The sequence below is a fragment of the Fodinicurvata fenggangensis DSM 21160 genome (genome assembly GCF_000686045.1).
In the GTDB taxonomy this organism is placed as follows: domain Bacteria; phylum Pseudomonadota; class Alphaproteobacteria; order Kiloniellales; family DSM-21159; genus Fodinicurvata; species Fodinicurvata fenggangensis.
Map to the genome: position 1 here is coordinate 390,338 of NZ_JMLV01000001.1, position 20,145 is coordinate 410,482.

17 protein-coding genes are annotated in these 20,145 nt (G+C 56.2%); 11 read left to right on the forward strand and 6 right to left on the reverse strand.

The features are described 5' to 3' along the window. Positions 1-4 precede the first annotated feature (4 nt). Together BP38_RS0101860 and BP38_RS0101865 are read left to right on the forward strand one after the other, a co-directional pair. Positions 5-505 (forward strand): isoprenylcysteine carboxyl methyltransferase family protein, encoded by a 501-nt coding sequence (locus BP38_RS0101860; protein ID WP_035723125.1) that lies wholly within the window; start codon positions 5-7, stop codon positions 503-505. Positions 506-576: 71 nt separating this feature from the next. Next, positions 577-2,037, forward strand: coding sequence for a DHA2 family efflux MFS transporter permease subunit (locus BP38_RS0101865; protein WP_322098933.1), 1,461 nt, complete (start codon positions 577-579; stop codon positions 2,035-2,037). Positions 2,038-2,177: 140 nt separating this feature from the next. Here the strand turns inward: BP38_RS0101865 and BP38_RS0101870 are convergent, their stop codons facing one another. Beyond that, positions 2,178-3,257 (reverse strand): NAD(P)H-dependent flavin oxidoreductase, encoded by a 1,080-nt coding sequence (locus BP38_RS0101870; protein ID WP_035723128.1) that lies wholly within the window; start codon positions 3,255-3,257, stop codon positions 2,178-2,180. Between the two features lie 136 nt (positions 3,258-3,393). On the opposite strand from BP38_RS0101870, the gene glyA reads away from it, so the two are divergent. Next, on the forward strand, positions 3,394-4,710 hold the full coding sequence (glyA, locus tag BP38_RS0101875) for a serine hydroxymethyltransferase (protein WP_026986337.1): 1,317 nt from the start codon (positions 3,394-3,396) through the stop codon (positions 4,708-4,710). A gap of 25 nt (positions 4,711-4,735) precedes the next feature. Here glyA and alkB read toward each other — a convergent pair whose 3' ends face one another. Both alkB and wecB read right to left on the reverse strand, forming a co-directional pair. Beyond that, on the reverse strand, positions 4,736-5,413 hold the full coding sequence (alkB, locus tag BP38_RS0101880; protein ID WP_051608848.1) for a DNA oxidative demethylase AlkB: 678 nt from the start codon (positions 5,411-5,413) through the stop codon (positions 4,736-4,738). 111 nt (positions 5,414-5,524) lie between these two features. Then, positions 5,525-6,700, reverse strand: a complete 1,176-nt coding sequence (gene wecB, locus BP38_RS0101885; protein ID WP_026986339.1) for a non-hydrolyzing UDP-N-acetylglucosamine 2-epimerase — start codon at positions 6,698-6,700, stop codon at positions 5,525-5,527. Between the two features lie 168 nt (positions 6,701-6,868). On the opposite strand from wecB, the gene BP38_RS18520 reads away from it, so the two are divergent. The 8 genes from BP38_RS18520 to BP38_RS0101925 all read left to right on the forward strand — a co-directional run bounded on the left by BP38_RS18520 (position 6,869) and on the right by BP38_RS0101925 (position 15,404). Next, complete coding sequence (locus BP38_RS18520) at positions 6,869-7,987, forward strand: mitochondrial fission ELM1 family protein (protein WP_051608850.1); 1,119 nt, start codon at positions 6,869-6,871, stop codon at positions 7,985-7,987. A 275-nt stretch (positions 7,988-8,262) separates the two neighbouring features. Further along, on the forward strand, positions 8,263-8,985 hold the full coding sequence (locus tag BP38_RS0101895; RefSeq protein ID WP_211250215.1) for a hypothetical protein: 723 nt from the start codon (positions 8,263-8,265) through the stop codon (positions 8,983-8,985). A 31-nt stretch (positions 8,986-9,016) separates the two neighbouring features. Further along, the gene (gene metC / locus BP38_RS0101900; protein ID WP_245602290.1) at positions 9,017-10,228 is read left to right on the forward strand and encodes a cystathionine beta-lyase; all 1,212 of its coding nucleotides are present in this window, start codon (positions 9,017-9,019) and stop codon (positions 10,226-10,228) included. Between the two features lie 125 nt (positions 10,229-10,353). Then, entirely contained in the window at positions 10,354-11,490 is a 1,137-nt protein-coding gene (locus tag BP38_RS18525; RefSeq protein WP_081816390.1) for a flagellar motor protein MotB, read from the forward strand. 48 nt (positions 11,491-11,538) lie between these two features. Beyond that, positions 11,539-12,048, forward strand: a complete 510-nt coding sequence (locus tag BP38_RS18530; protein ID WP_051608851.1) for an RDD family protein — start codon at positions 11,539-11,541, stop codon at positions 12,046-12,048. A 92-nt stretch (positions 12,049-12,140) separates the two neighbouring features. Continuing rightward, positions 12,141-13,604, forward strand: coding sequence for a circularly permuted type 2 ATP-grasp protein (locus BP38_RS0101915; protein ID WP_245602291.1), 1,464 nt, complete (start codon positions 12,141-12,143; stop codon positions 13,602-13,604). A 6-nt stretch (positions 13,605-13,610) separates the two neighbouring features. Further along, positions 13,611-14,555, forward strand: coding sequence for an alpha-E domain-containing protein (locus tag BP38_RS0101920; RefSeq protein WP_026986343.1), 945 nt, complete (start codon positions 13,611-13,613; stop codon positions 14,553-14,555). Positions 14,556-14,624: 69 nt separating this feature from the next. Next, positions 14,625-15,404 carry an arginyltransferase gene (locus tag BP38_RS0101925; RefSeq protein WP_081816391.1) on the forward strand — a complete coding sequence of 260 codons (780 nt, stop codon included), beginning with the start codon at positions 14,625-14,627 and terminating at the stop codon, positions 15,402-15,404. Between the two features lie 2 nt (positions 15,405-15,406). On the opposite strand, the gene BP38_RS0101930 is transcribed toward BP38_RS0101925, so the two are convergent. The 3 genes from BP38_RS0101930 to BP38_RS0101940 all read right to left on the reverse strand — a co-directional run bounded on the left by BP38_RS0101930 (position 15,407) and on the right by BP38_RS0101940 (position 20,131). Next, the gene (locus tag BP38_RS0101930) at positions 15,407-16,531 is read right to left on the reverse strand and encodes a TRAP transporter substrate-binding protein (protein WP_026986345.1); all 1,125 of its coding nucleotides are present in this window, start codon (positions 16,529-16,531) and stop codon (positions 15,407-15,409) included. A gap of 52 nt (positions 16,532-16,583) precedes the next feature. Continuing rightward, the gene (gene parC / locus BP38_RS0101935; RefSeq protein ID WP_026986346.1) at positions 16,584-18,821 is read right to left on the reverse strand and encodes a DNA topoisomerase IV subunit A; all 2,238 of its coding nucleotides are present in this window, start codon (positions 18,819-18,821) and stop codon (positions 16,584-16,586) included. 65 nt (positions 18,822-18,886) lie between these two features. Next, positions 18,887-20,131: an NAD(P)/FAD-dependent oxidoreductase gene (locus BP38_RS0101940; RefSeq protein ID WP_035723134.1), complete on the reverse strand. Its 1,245-nt coding sequence runs from the start codon at positions 20,129-20,131 to the stop codon at positions 18,887-18,889. Positions 20,132-20,145: the final 14 nt, after the last annotated feature.

Below are 20,145 nucleotides of genomic sequence, written 5' to 3' on the forward strand. Positions count from 1 at the left end.
GATCATGCCGCTTGCCTCTCTTGTTCTGGCCATCGTCACGCTCCAGCGTCTCGCTGAACTCGTGCTTTCCAATCGCAATACAGCACGCCTGATCGAACGGGGCGGCGTCGAAAAGTCGCCCGGCCATTACCCGGTCATCGTCATCCTGCATGCCACCTGGTTGGCGCTGTTGTGGATCATGGCTGCCGGCGCGACCGTCGATCTGTCGTGGCTGGCTGTGTTTGGTGTGCTGCAGGGACTGCGGGTGTGGGTCATCTCGACTCTCGGCAAGCGCTGGACAACCCGGATTATCGTTGTGCCGGGTGAGGCACGGGTGCGTCGCGGGCCCTATCGCTATGTCGACCATCCCAATTACTTGATTGTGGTGGCCGAGTTCATCGCTTTGCCGATGGCGCTTGGACAGCCCCTGATCGCCATCGTCTTTACCCTTCTCAATGCTGCAGTGCTGTGGGTTCGCATTCGCGCCGAGGCGCTGGCACTGGATGAAGCAGAGCCGCACCGATGAGCAGCCCGTCTACGCCAACAGGAAGTGCTGCTCCGCCTGCCAGCTTGGCCGTATGGGTCTGTTTTCTTGCCATGTGCCTGGGCATGTTCATGGCAATTCTCGACATCCAGATCGTAGTGACGTCGCTGCCGGCAATCGCCCAGGCACTCGAGATCCCAGAAAATCAGATGAGCTGGGTGCAGACAGCCTATCTCATTGCCGAGGTGATCGCCATCCCGTTGACCGGATTGTTGACGCATACACTGTCACTCAGGGGATTGTTCCTGATCGCGCTCTCAATCTTTACGGCCGCTTCGAGTGCCTGCGCATTCGCTACAGGCTTCGAGGGTTTGGTGGCTGCACGCATCGTGCAGGGGTTTGCGGGCGGTTGCCTGATTCCCTTGGTGTTCTCCTCCGTCTTCCTGATGTTTCCAAAATCCAGTCAGGGCACAGCGACCACGATCGCCGGTGCCATGGCGGTTCTGGCACCAACTCTTGGACCGACGGTAGGTGGCTACATTACCGAGACTTACAGCTGGATGTGGCTTTTTCTCGTGAACGTTGGTCCGGGAATTCTTGCGGTGGTGGTGGTCGCGGTCCTGGCACCGCGCGAGCGCAGTAACTGGAGCTTGTTCAAACGGATTGACTGGATCGCCCTTGGCAGCCTCGCCATCGGTCTGACGGCTCTTGAAATCGCTTTAAAGGAGGGGCCACAAAAGGGCTGGTTGTCGGCCCCGACACTACCACTCGCGATCATCTTCCTGTTCGCGAGCCTTGGGTTCCTGGCACGATCGCTGCGCTATAGCGAGCCCATAGTTGATTTGCGACTGTTTGGTGAGCGAAACTTTGCAGTGGCGGGTGTGATCAGTTTCCTGTTCGGGATCGGGCTGTTCTCGACCGTCTATCTGATGGCGATATTCCTTGGCCTCGTACGGCTTCATGATCCTCTTGCAATTGGGCTGGTGATGCTGGTGACAGGTGTCGCGCAGCTCATCGCCGCCCCAGCGGTTGTCCAGCTCGAACTGCGGATCGATGCGCGGCTTTTAACAGCAGCCGGCCTCGCGATCTTCTCGGTGGGGCTCGCCATGAGCGGCTGGCAAACGCCCACAACCGATTATGAAGAGATGTTCTGGCCGCAGGTCGTCCGTGGCATTGGCATCATGTTGTGCCTCATACCGCCGACACGGCTGGCACTGGGAAAACTTGACACGGCTCGTGTGCCCGATGGCAGCGCATTGTTCAATCTCATGCGAAATCTCGGTGGTGCTATCGGCATCGCGATGACGGACACTATTCTATGGCAGCGCACGCCACACCATGCCGATGCATTCGGACGAAAGCTAATGGAGGGGGACGTCGAGGCAGCAAAATTCGTTGGCGTGCCGCTCAATCTCCTTCCGCCCTCTGGCGTGGTGCCATCGACGCAAGATATTGCCCTGGCCCAGCCCCTCATCAAAGCAGCTGCTCTCACGCTTGCGATCAACGAGGCATGGCTGGTGCTGGCTGGTGTGATGGCGGCGGGCCTTCTGGTGCTGCTTGCCGCCCGCAACTGACATAGCCAGACAGACGAGGAAGCTGTTGCGATTGCTGATTGTTTCCTGCGGAATGATCGCCAGGTCATGCAAGCGGGCCTGCCAATCTATGACTGCTGCCTCCGGTTTTCTTTCCCCTAAGATACATTCGTAAAAAAATCTTAGGAAAGAAGCTCCTCGGCTTGCTTCCACAAAGCGTCGGCCAGCTCCTCTGCGGGGCGGGTTTGCGCCAAGTGCGCTGACTGTCCGGCCCAGGCCTGCATGCGCGACAGTTCATTGTTCTTCGTGGCCTCACTGCGCATGGCCTGGGTCAGGCTGCGCTGGACTGGATAGGGCGCTGGTTCGGGGGTATCCGGTCTGTGGGCTGCACGCAGGTAGTCGTTGACCAGGGAGCGCCCTGCCCGGCCCGAGAAAGCCCGGGTCAGCCGGGTATCTTCAGGGTTGGCCCGGCCGATCCCCTCACTCCAGACCGAAGGCAGAGCTGCTTCCGGGGTCCGCAGGAAACCGGTTCCGATTTGAACTGCGGAAGCCCCCAGAAGAAGGGCTGCCGCCGTTCCGCGCGCATCCGCTATGCCACCGGTGGCGATGACAGGGACTTCCACGGCATCGACCACGGCCGGCAGCAGAGAGAACAGCCCGATCATCGCCGTCTCGGCAGACTCGGCCTGGAAGGCACCACGGTGTCCTCCTGCCTCCATGCCCTGAGCGACGAGCGCATCCGCGCCGGCTTCTTCCGCCGCTTTTGCCTCGTCAACAGTGGTCACCGTTGCAAACCAGCGAATGCCTTTTTCCTTCATTCGATGCACGAACTCCGAAGAGTAGACACCCATAATGGAGGATATGACTGTGGGGCCTGCCTCCAGCATTGCCTCGCATTGTTCTGAAAAATCCGGTGCAGCGACCTCGATTGCTTCAGGTTCCACTTCCGGTCCCCAGTCGGACAGGAAACGGCAGACTGCTCGTTCATGCGCTACGTCCCTTTCAGCCGGGGGATCGGGGATCCAGAGGTTCATCTGGAAACCACCATTGCTGCGAGCGCGAAAACTTGCGGCCCACTCCTGTATGGCGTCGGGCTGCATCAGCAGGGCGCCACAGGCTCCCAATCCTCCGGCATTGGCAACGGCTGCCGAGAGTTGGGGAGGACAGGCTCCAGCCATCGGTGCCAGCAGGATTGGCATTCGCAGTCCCAAGCTGCTGCAGAATTTCTCTGCGCGTGCGATGTCGGTCTCCCTTTTGGCCATGACCCCCTACCTTCTCATTTAAAAGAATATCTGCCCTGAATGTTATCCTGATTCGTGGATAAATCATTGATTGAATTTACCTTGATAGCCGGCTTCATTATCCAGCATTCAAGCTTTGTAAGAGGAAGAATGGCAGATGTTGGAAAGACGCTCCTGGGTTCCTGAAGATTGTGAAGACTACATACAGGGCCTTGCACAGGATTACGCAGAACGAACAAGCGATGTTCTTGAGGGGGAACTGCATGCGCTGGTTCGCCGGAACCGGATCATACATGAAGCGGATTGCATCAACCTCAATCCAGCCACCAATGCCATGAATCCGCGAGCAGAGGCTTTGCTGTCGCAAGGCCTGGGATCCCGTCCTTCGCTTGGCTACCCGGGTGACAAGTACGAGATGGGATTGGAGGCCATTGAGAAGATCGAGATCATGACCGCAGAGTTGGCGAGTCAGGTTTTCGAAGCCCGCTATGCCGAGATACGCGTACCTTCAGGCGCGATCGCCAACCTCTATGCCTTCATGGCCATGACCCAACCAGGCGACAGTATCATTGCCCCTCCAGAAACCCTGGGAGGCCATGTTACACACCACAAGGATGGCTCCGCCGGGCTCTATGGCGTCGTAACACACCCCGCCCCTGTCGATGCCAGCGGCTATGGGGTGGAGCTCGATGGCCTGCGTGAACTGGCAGTGCGGGTGAGACCAAAGGTCATTACAGTCGGCAGCAGCTTGAACCTTTTTCCCCATCCAATTTCCGAGATTCGGGCGATTGCCGATGAAGTTGGGGCATGGGTCCTGTTTGACGCGGCCCACATGTCCGGAATGATTGCAGGCCGTGCCTGGCAGCAGCCACTAAAGGAAGGTGCCCATATCATGACACTGAGCACCTACAAGTCTCTGGCGGGCCCACCCTCCGGTATGATCCTGACCAACGAGCCCGAATTGGCCCGTCGGATTGATTCCATAGCCTTTCCCGGACTGACCGCCAACTTCGATGCGGCCAAGGCCGCTGCACTGGCCATGACACTGCTGGATTGGAAAGATCATGGCCGGGCGTATGCCGCCGCCATGGCCAGGGTTGCCCAGGCTCTGGCGCGTGCTTTGGTAGAGCGGGACTTGCCTGTCTTCGGATTGGAGAAAGGGATTACAACATCCCAGCAGTTTGCGCTTGAGGCTGCCAGTCTGGGAGGCGGCCAGGCGGCAGCAAAACTGCTCAGGCAAGGCAACATCCTGAGTTGCGGCATTGGACTCCCCATGGATGCCGTCCCCGGTGACATGAATGGCTTGCGCCTGGGCAGCCCAGAGATTGTTCGATGGGGCATGACGGAACATGACACGCCGCAAATAGCCGACTTCATCGCCGATATTCTGAAGCAGCGCCGCCATGCCAAGACGGTCGCCAAGGAAGTTTCCGAATTCCGCAGGCCATTCAACAAGATTCACTTCGCGCGTTGACCCAGCCTGTTCGATCAGGACTGTTCTACCGGGATTTCCGGAAAGTGAGGTTAATGCGGCAGGCTCCAAAGAGGGGATGCGTGCCTTCTTCCAAGGGCTGAATGCCATGATAGTTCAGGCGTGAAGCACCGCCCCAGACCAGTACATCGCCGTGGTCCAGAGGGATACGGGTCTGCTTCTCGCTGCGTTTTGCACCGCCAAAAAGGAAAACGGCCGGCAAGCCCAAGGAGACCGATACGATGGGAGCCGAGAAGTCCAGTTCATCCCGGTCCTGATGCAGGCTCAGGCGAGCACCTGGACGGTACCGGTTGATCAGGCAGGAATCAGGGCTGAACTCTGCAAAGCCTGCCTTGTCGGCAGCGGCTGCGGCCAAATCCAGAAAGCGCGCCGGCATGGGGGGCCAAGGGCGGTCATTTGCGGGATCCCTGGCAGCGTAACGATATCCCTTCCTGTCGGAAACCCAGCCAAATTGGCCGCAATTGCTCATTTCCACGGACATTTGCCGCCCACCGGGTGTGCTCATCCTTCGAAACGGGGCCTGCTCCGTGATTTGCTCTATGAGCGCCAGTAGTTGCTTGTCCCAGCTGCCGGCATAGCCGCGAAGCAAAACTGAATCGCGGGCAAAATGCCATATTTCAGCTTTCCCCCTCTCCTGCTCGAAAAGGCCGGGTAGTGTAGGAGATTGACCATCCAACGAGGGCATAGCGTCTCACGATCCAAGTCTCAGACAATTCCGATCAACCATGGTAGCGAGATAGAAGCGCCTTTCGAAGATGCAATGGGCAAGGGCGGGCTAAAGCGTTTACGAGTGTAGTTAGCCAGCCAGCGCCGCTTCATCATGGACCGGCATAAGGCTGCTCTGAACAATCTGTGCGATGCGAGGCGCCGCGTTTCCATCGCCATAGGGATTGGCTGCTTTTGCCATGCTTCGGTAATAGGCCGGCTGTTCCAGAAGCTTTGTGACTTCAACCAGGATGCGCTCAGGTTGCGTGCCCACAAGCTTGACCGTACCGGCCTGAACCGCTTCCTGTCTTTCCGTCGTCTCGCGCAAGACCAGGACAGGTTTTGCAAAGGCCGGTGCTTCTTCCTGCACACCGCCACTGTCCGTCAGGACGATAGCCGCGCAACTGAGAGTGTAAACGAAATCCATGTAAGGCAGTGGTGAACAGAGTCTTATGTTGGGCCACATCTCAAGTTCTTCCTTGAGGTCGGCCCGGACCCGCGGGTTGGGGTGCCAGGGAAGCAGGATCGGGATTGCGGGATACTTCATGGCTATCCGGTTCAAGGCCTGCGCCAGATTGCGGAAGCCGTGCCCCATATTCTCGCGCCGATGGCCGGTCACCAGAATGAAGGGCTGATCTGGCGGTTGACCAAGTCGCTGTTGCAGGTCGCGCTCCATTTCAAGCCTGACGGCTGGATATCTGCGCCAGCGCTGCTCCAGATGCTTCAGGGAATCGATGACCGGGTTTCCGGTAACGTGAATGGTTTGATCTCCAATTCCTTCCCCTATCAAGGACTGGCGGTTCTGTTCCGTGGGAGCGAAATGCAAGCCCGCGAGCCTGGAAATGATTTGTCGATTCCCCTCCTCAGGGAAGGGCGCTTCAAGACTTCCGGTCCGAAGTCCAGCCTCCACATGGGAAACGGGTATACGATTGTAGAAAGCAGCCAGGGCGCCTGCGAGTGTTGAGTTGGTGTCGCCTTGAACAATCACATGATCAGGCCTGTCCTCGGTTAACACCTGGTCCAGAGCCTGGGTGGCTCTTGCCAGTGAACGTGCAGGGCTCTGGCTTTCCCGCATGATGTCCAGATTGTAGTCCGGACGAATGCGAAAGAGTTCAAGCACGGGAGGCAGCAGTTCACGGTGCTGGCCCGTGTTACAGACACGCACCTCGGCGTTTGTCTGGAGTTGCTTCTTCAGCGCCCTGATGACTGGCGCCAGCTTGATGGCCTCGGGCCTGGTGCCCAGCACGAAAAGAACGGCTTTCTTCATATGCCCCCGACTTTTATGTTCTTGTGCCAACAGTGGGACGGGTTCCATCCTTGGCGTGTGGTAGTTGATCCAATGCAAATATTAGTTTTAGTGATATTTTTATAAAATGGAAGATAAAATGCCACTGACGGCCCGTGTGATAGCTGTAGCGACGGCAGGGAGGTGTTCATGAGCACCACCTTCAACAGTGCAGAACGGGCCGCGCCGCGTGTCTGGCTGGTTATCGGCGACAAGCTTGGCGATAACGCACAGGTTGAAATTCTGGCAAAAGCATTGGGGTGGCCTGTCGAAAGTCGGAATCTTCGCTTCCGGTCTCAATACATATACGGCAAACCCCGTTTCCGCCCTTCTCTGTATCATCTGGACAGGCGGGCATCCGATTCGCTTGAGCCCCCTTGGCCAGACCTTGTTCTGACTATTGGCCGGCGCCCCTCAATGGCAGCTCTCTGGATAAAGCGGCAATCAGGCGGACGAACCAAGGTCGTCATTGTGGGGCGTCCAAAGCGGTACTTTGACGAATTCGACCTTGTGGTGGGCACTCCTCAGTACAGACTGCCGGATCGACAGAATGTGGTGACCCTGGATCTGCCGCTCATGCGGGCTGACATGCAGCGCCTGGAACAGGGCAAGAAGGACTGGGCTGGCGTGATGAACGACCTTCCCCGCCCCCTCACGGCTGTGCTGATCGGCGGGCAGACACGCCCTTTTCGTTTTGATGGCGAGGCCGCAGAAGAATTCTTGCAGAAACTTTCCCAGACTCCGGGCTTGTCGGAGGGCACGCTTTACATCACCACGAGCCGCCGAACACCCCGTGCCGTTGGTGAAACGCTGGCGCGCAGACTGCCATCGAACGCGCGGCTGTATCGTTGGGAGAGCGGCCGTGATGACAACCCCTATTTCGGTCTGCTGGCCTGTGCCGACAGGTTTGTGGTTACCGGGGACAGTATTTCCATGATGGTTGAGGTGGCCCGGCTTGAGCGCCCACTCGCCATCTATCCCCTGCCCTATCGGCGCAGCCCGATTGTCTCGCTTTATGAAAAAATGACCGACCTTCTGCATGGCCGTGAAGCATGGCGCTGGCTGGGGGAATTTCTAAGTGATCGAGGTCTGATTGGCTACCCTCGTCGTTTGCCAGACCTGCACGATCGCCTGGTACGTCAAGGTCGGGCGGTCATGCTGGGGCAACCCTTCGTCCAACCGCCCTCATTCGTTGACCAGGATCTTGATCGGGCGGCCGCAGCCATCAAGCAGCTTTTCAGTAGTTTGCCTGCCTCGAGCGGATCATAGAGCCTGGGGTTTTCTTTGCGGACAGCAGACGCATTTGCTATCCAGTTTTCAGTAAGGAAAAAGGGGTGTTGCCCGTGTCACCAAAGGCCTGTGTTTTCATACATACCAATCCCAAGCAGATGCTTGGAGCGCTGGTATCGCAGTACTCCCTCAAGCGGAATTCGCAAAATCCGGATGCTTTCGACGTCAGGATCATTTCCACGGATGACTTTCCCTTCCTGTCAAAGAAGGAAGGAGAGCCTTTTCTGAGGAATGGCGGGACACGGGTCTGGCGGATGGATGACCTGCAGTCCTTCACCCCCCTGCGTTTTACCCCACCAGAACTGATGGGCTATGAAGGACGCGCTGTTGTAATTGATCCCGATATATTTGCCGTGGGGGATATCAACGAACTTCTGCAAAGAGATATGCAGGGCAAGGCGATTCTCTGCCGGACCCGCTCCGGAAAACGCTCCGGCAGCCAGGAATGCATGGCGACCAGTGTCATGCTTCTCGAGTGCGCGAAATTGCGCCACTGGAAGGCCGACGAACAGTTCCAGAAGCTGTTCGACTATGAACTCGACTATGCAGACTGGATCTGTCTGCACAAGGAAGATCGCTCGGCCATAGGCTTGCTTGAGAACTGCTGGAACGACCTGGACCACCTGGATGACACTACGAAGCTTCTACACAATACGAAGCGCCAGACACAGCCTTGGAAAACTGGGCTCCCGGTTGACTTTGTCTCGGCCAATCGCCGTTTCCAACTGCTGAAACCAAAAAGCTGGGTTCAGTCCATCCGTACACAGGTTCTGGGCCTATCTCCCTATCACGGGCAGTATCGGCGCCACCCGGACCCCAAGCAGGAATCCTACTTCTTCACCCTCCTCGCGGAATGTCTGGAGAAGGGCATCGTAACCCGGGATCAACTCGAAGACGAAATGAGCCGCAATCACATAAGGCACGATGCGCTGGACATGATTTCCAGGCACGGGCCTGCAGTATCAGCGGCTTCATGATGCCACTTCACGTCAGATACGGAACATATCATTGAGCAAGTCAGATCGCGCTTCTTCCAACAGCAAAATGAAATTCGACACCCAACTGGCCCATCTTGGCCGTCGTCCGACAGTGAAGGGTGGACATGCGGTTAATGTGCCGGTGGTGCATGCCTCGACGATACTGTTCGACAGTGTCGAGCAGATGAGGGAGGCAACGCAGAACCGGTCCGATCCCAATTGGATTCACTATGGTCGTGGTGGAACACAAACCCATATTGCGCTTCAGGAATCCGTGGCCGAACTGGAGGGGGCTCATGCTGCCCTTTGCGTGCCTTCCGGATTGGCAGCCGTGGTAGTGTCCATCCTGTCCCAAGTTCAGGCTGGGGATCACGTACTGGTAGCTGACAGCGTATATGCCCCGACCCGGGGGTTTTGCGAAGGATTCCTGAAGAAATTCGGAGTGGAGACCGACTACTACAATCCGCTCGATATTGACGATCTGCGCTCAAAGTTTCGGACTGAAACCCGTGTGGTCTATACGGAAGCACCCGGATCGCTGACTTTCGAAATGCAGGACATACCTGCCATCAGCGAAGTGGCACACACCCACGGGGCAAAGGTTATACTCGACAATACATGGGCAACACCCATGTATTTCAAATCCTTCGCCCATGGTGTTGATATTTCGGTGCACGCGGGAACCAAGTATATTGTTGGCCATTCCGATGCGATGCTGGGGTTGATTCTGACCAGCGATGAAACGACGGCTGCTGTGCAACGGCAGGCCGACCTGCTTGGCTATGCCTGTGGACCGGACGACATCTACCTTGCACTGCGAGGCCTACGCACGCTGAGCGTTCGGCTGGAGCGCCACCAGAAGAATGCGCTGGCGCTTTGCAATTGGTTGTCTCAGCGCCATGAGGTCGCACGTCTGTTTTATCCGGCACTGCCAGACGATCCAGGACATAAACTCTGGAAGCGGGACTTTCTGGGGGCCAGCGGCTTGTTCGGAGTAGAACTCAATCCCGTTAGCGATGATGCAGTTGGTGCGTTCCTGAACAGCTTGGAGCTGTTCGGCATGGGATACTCCTGGGGCGGATACGAAAGCCTGGCGATTCCCACCAAACCCAGCGACTATCGAACAGCCACGCAATGGGACGGACACGGTCCGACCCTTCGTCTTCATGCCGGCCTGGAAGATGCGGATGACCTGATCCAGGACCTGGAACAGGCTTTCGCTCAATTGCGGGCTGCTTCGTAAATCCACGCCCCTGACGGGAATGGCTGTAACGCCTTCTTAACGGTCAATCTGTAAAAGTCCGCAGGGTCTCTCGGGACGGCTCTTTCGACTCCCGGATCCCAGCGGATTTTTTGGATAAGGCGTGAATGGCGGATAGCGACAACCAGCGTCCAATTCTGATCAAGAAAAAGAAGAGTGGACATGGTCACGGGCATCACGGCGGCGCCTGGAAGGTTGCCTATGCCGACTTCGTGACGGCCATGATGGCATTCTTTCTTTTGCTGTGGTTGATCAGCAGCACGTCGGAAGAGCAGAAGGAAGGAATCGCGGACTACTTTACTCCCACCACCCTGACCACAGACTCCTCAAGCGGTTCTGATGGGATTCTCGGCGGACAGACGATCACTGCGGATGGTGCGGCCCGGGATGATCGCAGTCCCATGGGATTCGGGTCAGGGCTTCCATCCCGCGAGACGCGTATCGAAGGGGGCGCCGCAGCCGATCAGGACCAGAGCAATTCAAATGAATCCGATGGCGAGGGCAACCAAACACAATCCTTGGACCAGGACACCCTGTCGAAGGCCGAAGAGACGATAAGGCAGCGTCGCGCCGAACAGGATGCGGCCGCCTTTCGTTCCGCCAAGAATGAATTGATGAGTGAGATTGCGGATCGCCCGGAATTGGCCGGCCTGAAGGAGAATCTTCTGGTCGATCAGACGGATGAGGGCCTCAGGATCCAGTTGATCGACCAGCAAGGAACAGACATGTTCCCTTCTGGCAGTGCAGAGCCTCATGAGCACACGGTGCGTCTGTTGGATATGGTCAGCTCGGCAATTGACGGTCTTCCAAACAGCGTCGCGATCTCCGGACATACGGATTCCACGCCTTATCGGGACGGAAGCAATTACGGAAACTGGGAACTCTCCAGTGATCGTGCCAACGCCAGCCGTCGCGCCATGATCGAGTCCGGCCTGGAGGAAGGCCGAGTGGAAACCGTTGTCGGAAAAGCCGATACCGATCCACTCGATCCCCAGAATACAACAGCTCCGCGCAATCGACGTATTTCCATTGTGCTTCTGAGACAAGGCCGCGGAAGCACAGCTACACTTCAGAACAACAATGACGCCGCAGCTATCGAAGAGACGCCGGATCGCGATCTGGAGCAAAATAACCCCATCGTAGTGGTCGATCCCCCCGAGACCTCAACTTCTGGCGTCGATGAAAACAGTCAGACCGAATCGCGCGAGACTCCTTTGCCCGCCCCTTCCCTACTGGCAAATTAGGCCTTCCATACCGATATCTTGAGAAATTGGATCGTGACGGAAGGACAGATGTCAGGAACCTCACTTACACTTTCAACACAGGATGCCACCTGGAATCGGGATGGTCAGGACTTCAATGCGCGTGACCCCAGGCTCTATGAGTCCGTCGTCCTGCTGAGAGTTCTGGGCTATTTCATGGACGTTGTCTTCCTGGCCATCCTTACGGGACTGGTCGGGTTGGTGTTATGGATTATTGGCATTCTTTCCCTGGGTCTCTTGATGCCCCTGGTTGCCGTCGGAGTGGCAATACTCCCTATCGCATACCATACACTGACCATAGGCGCTTATGGTGCCACGCCGGGAATGCGGCTGTTGGGCCTTGAGGTTCGCAATATCGAGGATGGAAGTTCCCCGGATTACATCCAGGCATTCGTCATGACTGCGCTGTTCTATCTCAGTATAGGTGTGACCAGCTGGATCATACTGATCGTTGCGTTTTTCAATCCGCGGCGTCGGCTGATGCATGACTTTTTCTCAAGCCTTGTCGTGGTGCGTCGCCCCCCTCCTGAGGAAATCTGATTTTGGGATTTGACTAGAATTGAGGTTACGCGCGCTATCAGGATGGGGCATACTGGACGCCTGAATATTCCGAATATCCTGCGAGAGCGCTGGTGAATAACCATTTGGCAAATCTGTTTTCTGACTACCAGTCGAATGACTTCTATTGCGAACTTTTCGGAAACAGCCAAAGAGGTTTGCGACCTGATACGCAGGCGATAATAGAGCGGTTATCAACGCTTGATCCAGAACGGCTTCGGCAACGTGCCCAGGACGCCGAGCGAGAACTTTACAATCTGGGGATTACTTTCACCGTCTATACCCAAAGGGACGTCATAGATCGGATACTGCCCTTTGATGTGTTGCCGAGAGTGATCGATACTGCGGACTGGAAAAGAATTGAATCAGGCGTCATCCAGCGTGTCAGCGCCATCAATCATTTTCTGCAGGATATCTACCATGAAGGCAGGATCCTCAAGGACGCCATCGTTCCTAATGAGCTGATTCTCGAAAATCCCAATTTCCGCCCTGAGATGCGCGACCTGCAGGTGCCTCATGGAACCTATGTGCACGTGAGCGGTATAGATATCGTACGTGGAGAGGATGGGAAGTTCAGGGTTCTTGAAGATAATGTTCGAACCCCCTCCGGGGTTTCCTATGTCGTCGAGAATCGTCACCTTATGCAACGGGCCTTTCCCGACCTGATGGAGGGCACGGGTATTGAGCCTGTGTCCAACTATGGCCAGAAGCTTCATGAGGCACTGATCGAGGTTGCACCTGCCCAAGTCCTCGACCCTCGCGTCGTCCTGCTATCCCCTGGCAGTTACAATTCAGCTTATTTCGAGCATATTTTCCTGGCCCGCGAGATGGGAGTTCCCTTGGTCGAAGGAAGAGACCTGATTGTGGAGGACAGTCGGGTTTTCATGAAAACCATCAAGGGCCTCATTCCTGTTGATGTCATCTACCGTCGGCTCAATGACGATTTTCTGGACCCTCAGGTCTTTAATTCTACATCCCTTCTTGGCTGTGCGGGGCTGATGGACGCCTATGCAAAAGGAAACGTAACGCTGGCCAATGCTGTGGGCACAGGAGTTGCGGACGACAAGGCCGTATATGCCTATATGCCCCGCATCATCCGCTACTATCTGGATGAAGAGCCCATCCTCGACAATGTCGAGACACATATCTGTCGTGAGGCGGAAGGGTTGCAGTATACCCTGAATCACTTGGAGGAACTCGTGGTCAAGCCTGTGGGAGAAGCAGGGGGGTATGGCATTACGGTCGGGCCCAAGGCATCACAGGAAGAGTTGGAAAGCTGCCGGGCCAGCTTGCTCGAGAACCCAGCCAACTACATCAGCCAACCCATGATCAATCTGTCTGTCTGCCCTACCCTTGCAGAGGATGGAATCATGCCGAGGCACGTCGATCTCCGTCCCTTTGCGGTCACGGGCAAGGAAACCTGGGTTCTGCCTGGCGGATTGACCCGCGTTGCCTTGCGCCCGGGTTCAATCATTGTGAACTCCAGTCAGGGGGGAGGATCCAAGGACACTTGGGTTCTTCGCTCATCGCGAGGATAACCGACGATGACGGCCCTTCTCTCACGCCACGCAGCCTGCATCTACTGGATGGGGCGCTATATTGAACGGGCCGAGAATCTTGCGCGTATCCTTGATGTCAACGAAACCTATAGCCGTGACAGCCGTGGCGGGCAGAATTGGCGTTCAATCGTTGAATTGTACAATGATAAAAATCAGTTCGATGAACTCTATGAAGATTATGACGATAAAAATGTCTTGAGCTTCTACGTGCTCGACAGCCGCAACCCTTCGTCACTTGTCTCAGCCGTCCAGACCGCTCGAGAGAACGCTCGTACCTTGCGCCCCCTGATCTCCACCGAGATGTGGGTACATATGAATGTCTTCAGCAATTGGATCAGAGGCACGCGCGAGGAAGACCTGAAAGAAGGCCGTCTGTCTCGATTGTGCATGCAGGTCCGCCAGGAATGTCAGGCGCATACAGGGATAACGGAGGGAACTTTCTATCGGGATGAAAGCTGGTATTTCTATCAGCTAGGTCGCATGATCGAGCGCGCAGACCAGACCACGCGTCTCCTGGATGTGAAATACCATATGCTTTTGCCAAGTCTTCACGATGTTGGCTCAGCACTCGATGTCAGCCAGTGGAATGCACTGCTGCGCTCGGCTGCCGGTTACCATGCCTTCAGGCGGGTATATCCAACAGGTTTTGCTGTACCGAATGTTGTTGCTTTTCTGTTGTTCAATGACTCGTTTCCGCGTTCAGTCCATGCCTCCATAGGTCAATTCGAAAGCCAGTTGACGGACTTGAGGCAGAAGTTTCAACTGATGGGCGGCGCGGACGCTCTTGGAGAACTGTACGACGTGCGTACTGTTCTGAGTGAAAGCAGCGTGGATGCCATTATGACCAGAGGGTTACACGAGTTTCTTGATTGGACGCAGCAAAGGATTATTTCCGTTGGCGACAAGCTTTCGGCGGATTTTTTCAGCTAAACAGCATGCGCTGAGGCCAAGTTATCTTTCCATGCAGGACTGCAGGGTACGCCTAGGAGTGAGCCGGTAATGCCTTACGAGTCCCCACATGCACCAGGGCCATCAAGCGTCCCTGCAAATGAAAATGCGAAGGGAGAACCGCGCCCTGAACTACATTTCATGGTGACGTCTGAATCGCCTTGCCCCTACCTTCCCGATCGCTATGAGCGCAAACTCTTGACCGATCTTCATGGGCGCAATGCAGCTTTCCACCATTCCCGCCTTTCCCAGGCAGGATTTCGACGCAGTCATCACTATGCCTATCGCCCTGCCTGCAGGGGTTGCAATGCCTGTGTGCCTGTAAGAGTGGCGGTGGACCGTTTTATCGCTAGCAAGTCGCAAAGACGGATTTACCGGAAGAATGCGGACCTGGAGCCGAGATTCCGCCCCGCCATGGCGACACGGGAACAATACAGGCTTTTCTCCCGCTATCTGCAGGCCCGGCATCGCGACGGCGAAATGGCCGAGATGACCTTCAGTGATTATAGAGCCATGATAGAGGATACCAACATTCGTACAGAGGTGCTCGAACTACGTGATGCCAATGATAATTTGCGTGGCGCCTGCCTTACGGACGTACTCGACGATGGTCTCTCTGCCGTTTACAGCTTTTTCACCCCTGAAGATGAAAAACGCAGTCTTGGCCGCTATTTCATATTGATGCTGATTGAGGAAGCGCTGAGACGAAAGCTCCCCTACCTTTACCTTGGGTACTGGATCGCTCAGTCTCGGAAGATGGCCTATAAAACGGATTTCCGTCCGATTGAAGCCTTGAAAACGAACGGCTGGTCAGATCTGGAGGACACGTAGTTTTATCGGTCCTCATCGACTGTCGGAAAATTATACTTCAACTGCCGCGCTTGCAGCATGGCCAGGTCTGTGTATTTCGACCAGCCATGCAGGTCCTGGCGAAAGCGTAGTATGCTCTGGAAAACTTCATGGCTGAAGGGATCTACGGCCGCAAGATCATTCATGACCTCTCCCGACAAGTCGGCCAAGGACGCAAGTGTCTGGTCACTGAGGGCAAACAGCTCAATGCCTTGCTCTTCGACCATGCGTCTGAGTGCACTTTGATTGTGGGCCTGGAATTCGCTTTGAGTCTGCTGATGTGCAAGTCTGGCTGCAGTCTGCAACAGGGTTCGTTCCGTTGAATCCAGGCGTCCCCAAACATCGAGATTGATGAAGGCATCCAGAAGGACAGACGGGGCTTGCCATCCGGGGTAGCCGTAGGACCAGCCGCTTTGAGCAAGGCCCAGGCTATCGTCTGCATAGGGACCCATCCAGGAGGCCGCATCAATGACACCGGCCTCGATTGCCTTGGGAATTTCGCTGCCAGGCAACAACACGACGCTCGCACCAGCCGCCTTGCACACTTCCCCACCCAATCCCGGCATGCGGATACGCAGGTTGGATAGATCGGACGTTTCCGAAACGGGTTGGCTGAACCACCCCGCCATTTGCTGTCCAGACACGCCACAAGCCAGGAATTTGCACCCAACGTCTCGATAAGCCCTCTCGGTAAGTTCCTTGCCCCCGCCGAATTGCAACCAGGCATCCATTTCCATGGATGTGAAGCCAAAGGGAATCCCGGAAAGGAAATCGGCGGCTGGCAAGGCCCCTTTCCAATAGTAGGGCGCACTGTGTCCCATATCCATATCACCGGATTGGACATCGCTCATGGCATCGAAGGCGGACCGTTCCGGTGTATCCCAGTGAAGCTCGACAACAAGGCGCCCTTCCGAAAGAAGCGTCACATACTCCGAAAAATACAAGGCTCCGGCACCCGGCCCGCTTGTTTCTTCTGGCCAGGCGGTCTGCATGCGCAGTTTCTTGTGGTTTTCGGAAATGGCCGGACGCGGAAAGGCTATCATGCCGCCACCGAGTGCGGCTGCAGTGCCACCAAGCAGGCTATTCCTCAGGAAAGCACGACGTTGCATGAGACTGGTCCTGCTACTGGTCCCTTCACCACATTGAAGTCATGCCTGGATATCAGTCAAACCGGTTGGAGCTCGAGAAGCCACGCGGTGCTAGGCGACCGGATTGTCCACGCTTGCCCTGCCATTCCATGAGGTTGTGCTCCGTGCGAACGCGTCCTGGACCAGCTGCCCAGGTCAGTCCATCCTCGAGCCGGAAGGTCTTGATATCCGAAAGCCCCCCATCCTTGTAGCGCTGCAGGATAACACCGCGCCCACGCGCCATTTCTGGAAGTTCATTGCGTGGGAAAATCAACAGTTTGCGGTTTTCTCCTATGACGGCAACGGAATCATCGCCCTCTGAAATCGGACGGCAAACCGAGGCCTCAGCCCCCTTGGCCGGGTTGAGTGCCTGCTTACCGTTCTTTGTCTGGGCCACCACATCATTCTCGGAAACAGCGAATCCGCGGCCGTCATCGGACGCCAGCAATATCTGGCCGGACGGAGTGTAGACCTTCAAAGCCACAATATCCTGATCGTTTGGCAAATCGATACTCAGGCGAAGGGGTTCTCCAAATCCTCGTCCACCCGGCAGCTTGTCGGCTCCCAGTGTATAGAAACGGCCATTGGTCGCGAACAGAAGGATCTTGTCCGTGGTGTAGGCTTTCAGAGCGTGCTTCCCACGGTCGCCATCCTTGTAGCGCGTCTCGGAAAGGTCGTCATGATGCCCTTTGAGGGCCCGGATCCAGCCTTTTTCTGAAAGGAGCACGGTCACGGGTTCCTTGTCGATCACGGCCTCAAGCGGGATCACAACCGCTTCCGGCGCTGAGCCGATCTCGGTATGGCGGCGTCCCAGTGGCGTATCGGTCGAGAACTCTTCCTGAAGATCGGCGATCTGGCTATCGATAACCTGCCAGCGCTTCTGGCTGTCCTCGAGCAAATGATTCAATTCTCCCTGTTCTTCGATAAGTCTTTCATGTTCGCGCCTGAGTTCCATTTCCTCAAGGCGTCGCAATGAGCGCAGCCGCATGTTCAGGATGGCATCGGCCTGCTTATCACTGAGTTCAAAGGTACGAATCAACTCGGCCTTGGGGTCATCCTCCTCACGAATGATCCGGATAACCTCATCAAGATTGAGGAAAGCAATCAAATAACCGGAGAGAACTTCGAGACGTTTTGCGATCTGTTCCAGGCGGTTGCGCGTTCGTCTTAAGAGAACAGTTTCACGATGCGTAAGGAAGGCCTGCAGGACCTCGCGGAGAGTCATGACCCGTGGCGTATTATCCGCATCCAGCACATTCATGTTGAGGGATACCCGGGTCTCAAGGTCCGTCTGCCGATATAAGGATTCCATCAGAACCTGCGGATCCACATTCCGACTGCGCGGCTCAAGTACCAGGCGCACGTTCTCGTCGGATTCGTCGCGAACATCGGCCAACTGCGTGAGTTTTTTGGCGGCCAGAAGATCCGCGATCTTCTCCACCAGTCTTGCTTTGGGCACCTGATAGGGAATTTCCGTAACAATGATCTGGTAGGTTCCTCCCTTCAGGGATTCAGTCTCCCAGCGCGCGCGTAGCCTGAAGGACCCACGTCCCGTGGAGTAGGTCTCAAGAATGCTGTCTGCACTTTCAACAAGGATGCCGCCAGTTGGAAAATCCGGAGCCGGGAGATATTCGACCAGCTTGGCGACTTCTGCCTCGGGGTGCGCAATGAGGTGACGAAGGGCACCGCAGATTTCCGAAACATTGTGAGGAGGTATCGCTGTCGCCATACCGACTGCAATGCCCTGGGCGCCGTTTGCCAGCAAGTTGGGAAAGGCCGCCGGCAGGACCACCGGTTCCTGCGATTCCCCATCATAGGTCGGGCGGAAATCGACAGCATCCTCGTCGATGCCCTCCAGCAAGCGCATGGCAACGGACGTCAGGCGTGCTTCCGTGTAGCGCATGGCCGCTGCGTTATCACCATCGATGTTGCCGAAGTTTCCCTGTCCGTCGACCAGGGGATAGCGTAATGAAAAGCCCTGAGCCATACGCACCATCGCGTCATAGATGGCCTGATCCCCGTGCGGATGGAATTTACCCATCACATCGCCTACAACGCGAGCAGCCTTCTTGTAGCCGTGCTCAGGGTCGAGACGCAGGAGCTGCATGGCATGCAGCAGACGCCTGTGTACGGGTTTCAGACCATCCCGCACATCCGGCAGGGAACGCGACATGATCGTTGAAAGCGCATAGGAAAGGTAACGCTCGGACAGCGCATCCACCAAGCGAACATCGGAAACGTTGGAATTTTCTGTGGTCGGGGTTGGAGCCATTGGACCCTCTATTCAGCAGGCCACATATGGTAGGCGTGCCTGGTTCAGACGACAAGAAGTGGAATTCAGAATCGCATACTGCGATAGGGATGCGGATCGACACAAACCGAACTCTCGCAGGCCATTTCAGAAATCATGCGGCCGGTCCGTGCTGCAAGAGTAAGGCCCAGATGTCCATGCCCGAATGCCAGATATACATTCGATGACGGCGTGGCAGGTCCGATAACCGGAAGTGAATCGGGCATCGAAGGCCGGAAGCCCATCCAGGATGTGCCGTGTTGCGTATCAAGTTCGGGAAAGAGTTCCCTGCCCCGAGAGGCCAGAACCTCCGCTCGCTTCCAGTCAGGTGGTGCCTCGAGCCCGCCAAATTCCACCGTTCCTGCAAGCCGTATGCTGTCATCAAGTGGTGTGCAAGCCAATCCAGTCTCCGGGACGTAGACAGGCCGGGACAAGCCGATGCTTGGCTGATTGATGTTGAAATGGTATCCGCGCTCGGTATCCAGCGACACCACCACGCCGGCCTTCCTGGCCAGGCTGCGCGACCAGGCACCTGCGGCAATCACGAGCTTGTCACATGAATGTTCGGCGCTTTCTGTCCTGACAGCGCAAACATGCCCCTTGTGATCCTTGGAAAGGTCTTTCGCAGTTTCCTTCAGAAGTGTTCCGCCGTTAGAAAGAAAGCTGTCCGCAAGCCGGACTGTCAGTTTGTGGCTGTCCACCACATGCGCCACACCCGGGTAGTAGTATCCCCCTGCAATATCCTTGGACAAGGCCGGTTCCAGTTCCCTGAGCTCATTCGTGGTCATCTTCTTGATCGAGACTCCATGGCGCTCCTGCAGTTCCGTTGCATATCCGGATTTCTCAAGCGTGGCATGTGAGAGGAAAGCACCGATCCAACCCCGTTCCACCAGCAGGTTTTCCGCATTTGCCGCTTTGAGCAGAGGCCGGAAGTCTTCAATGCAGCCATCCAGAAGCTTGGCCAAATCAGCTGTAATGCGCTCGGCTTCCGCCTTCCGGCCGGCCAAAACAAAACGCCACAGCCAAGGAGCAAGTCTGGGGAGATACGACCAGCGAATGCGCAGCGGTCCCATTGGGTCCAACAGCATGCCTGGAACCTTTCGTACGATTCCGGGCATGGAAATGGGAGTTACGGATTCACTCGCCAATACGCTGGCATTGCCGTAAGAGGCGCCTGCACCCGGTTCGTCACGTTCCATCAAGGTAACGCGGAATCCTTTGCGCTGAAGCTGAAGTGCGCTGCAGACACCGACAATGCCGGCGCCAATCACTATGGCGTGCATTTGAGACATCAGGTTTTTACTTA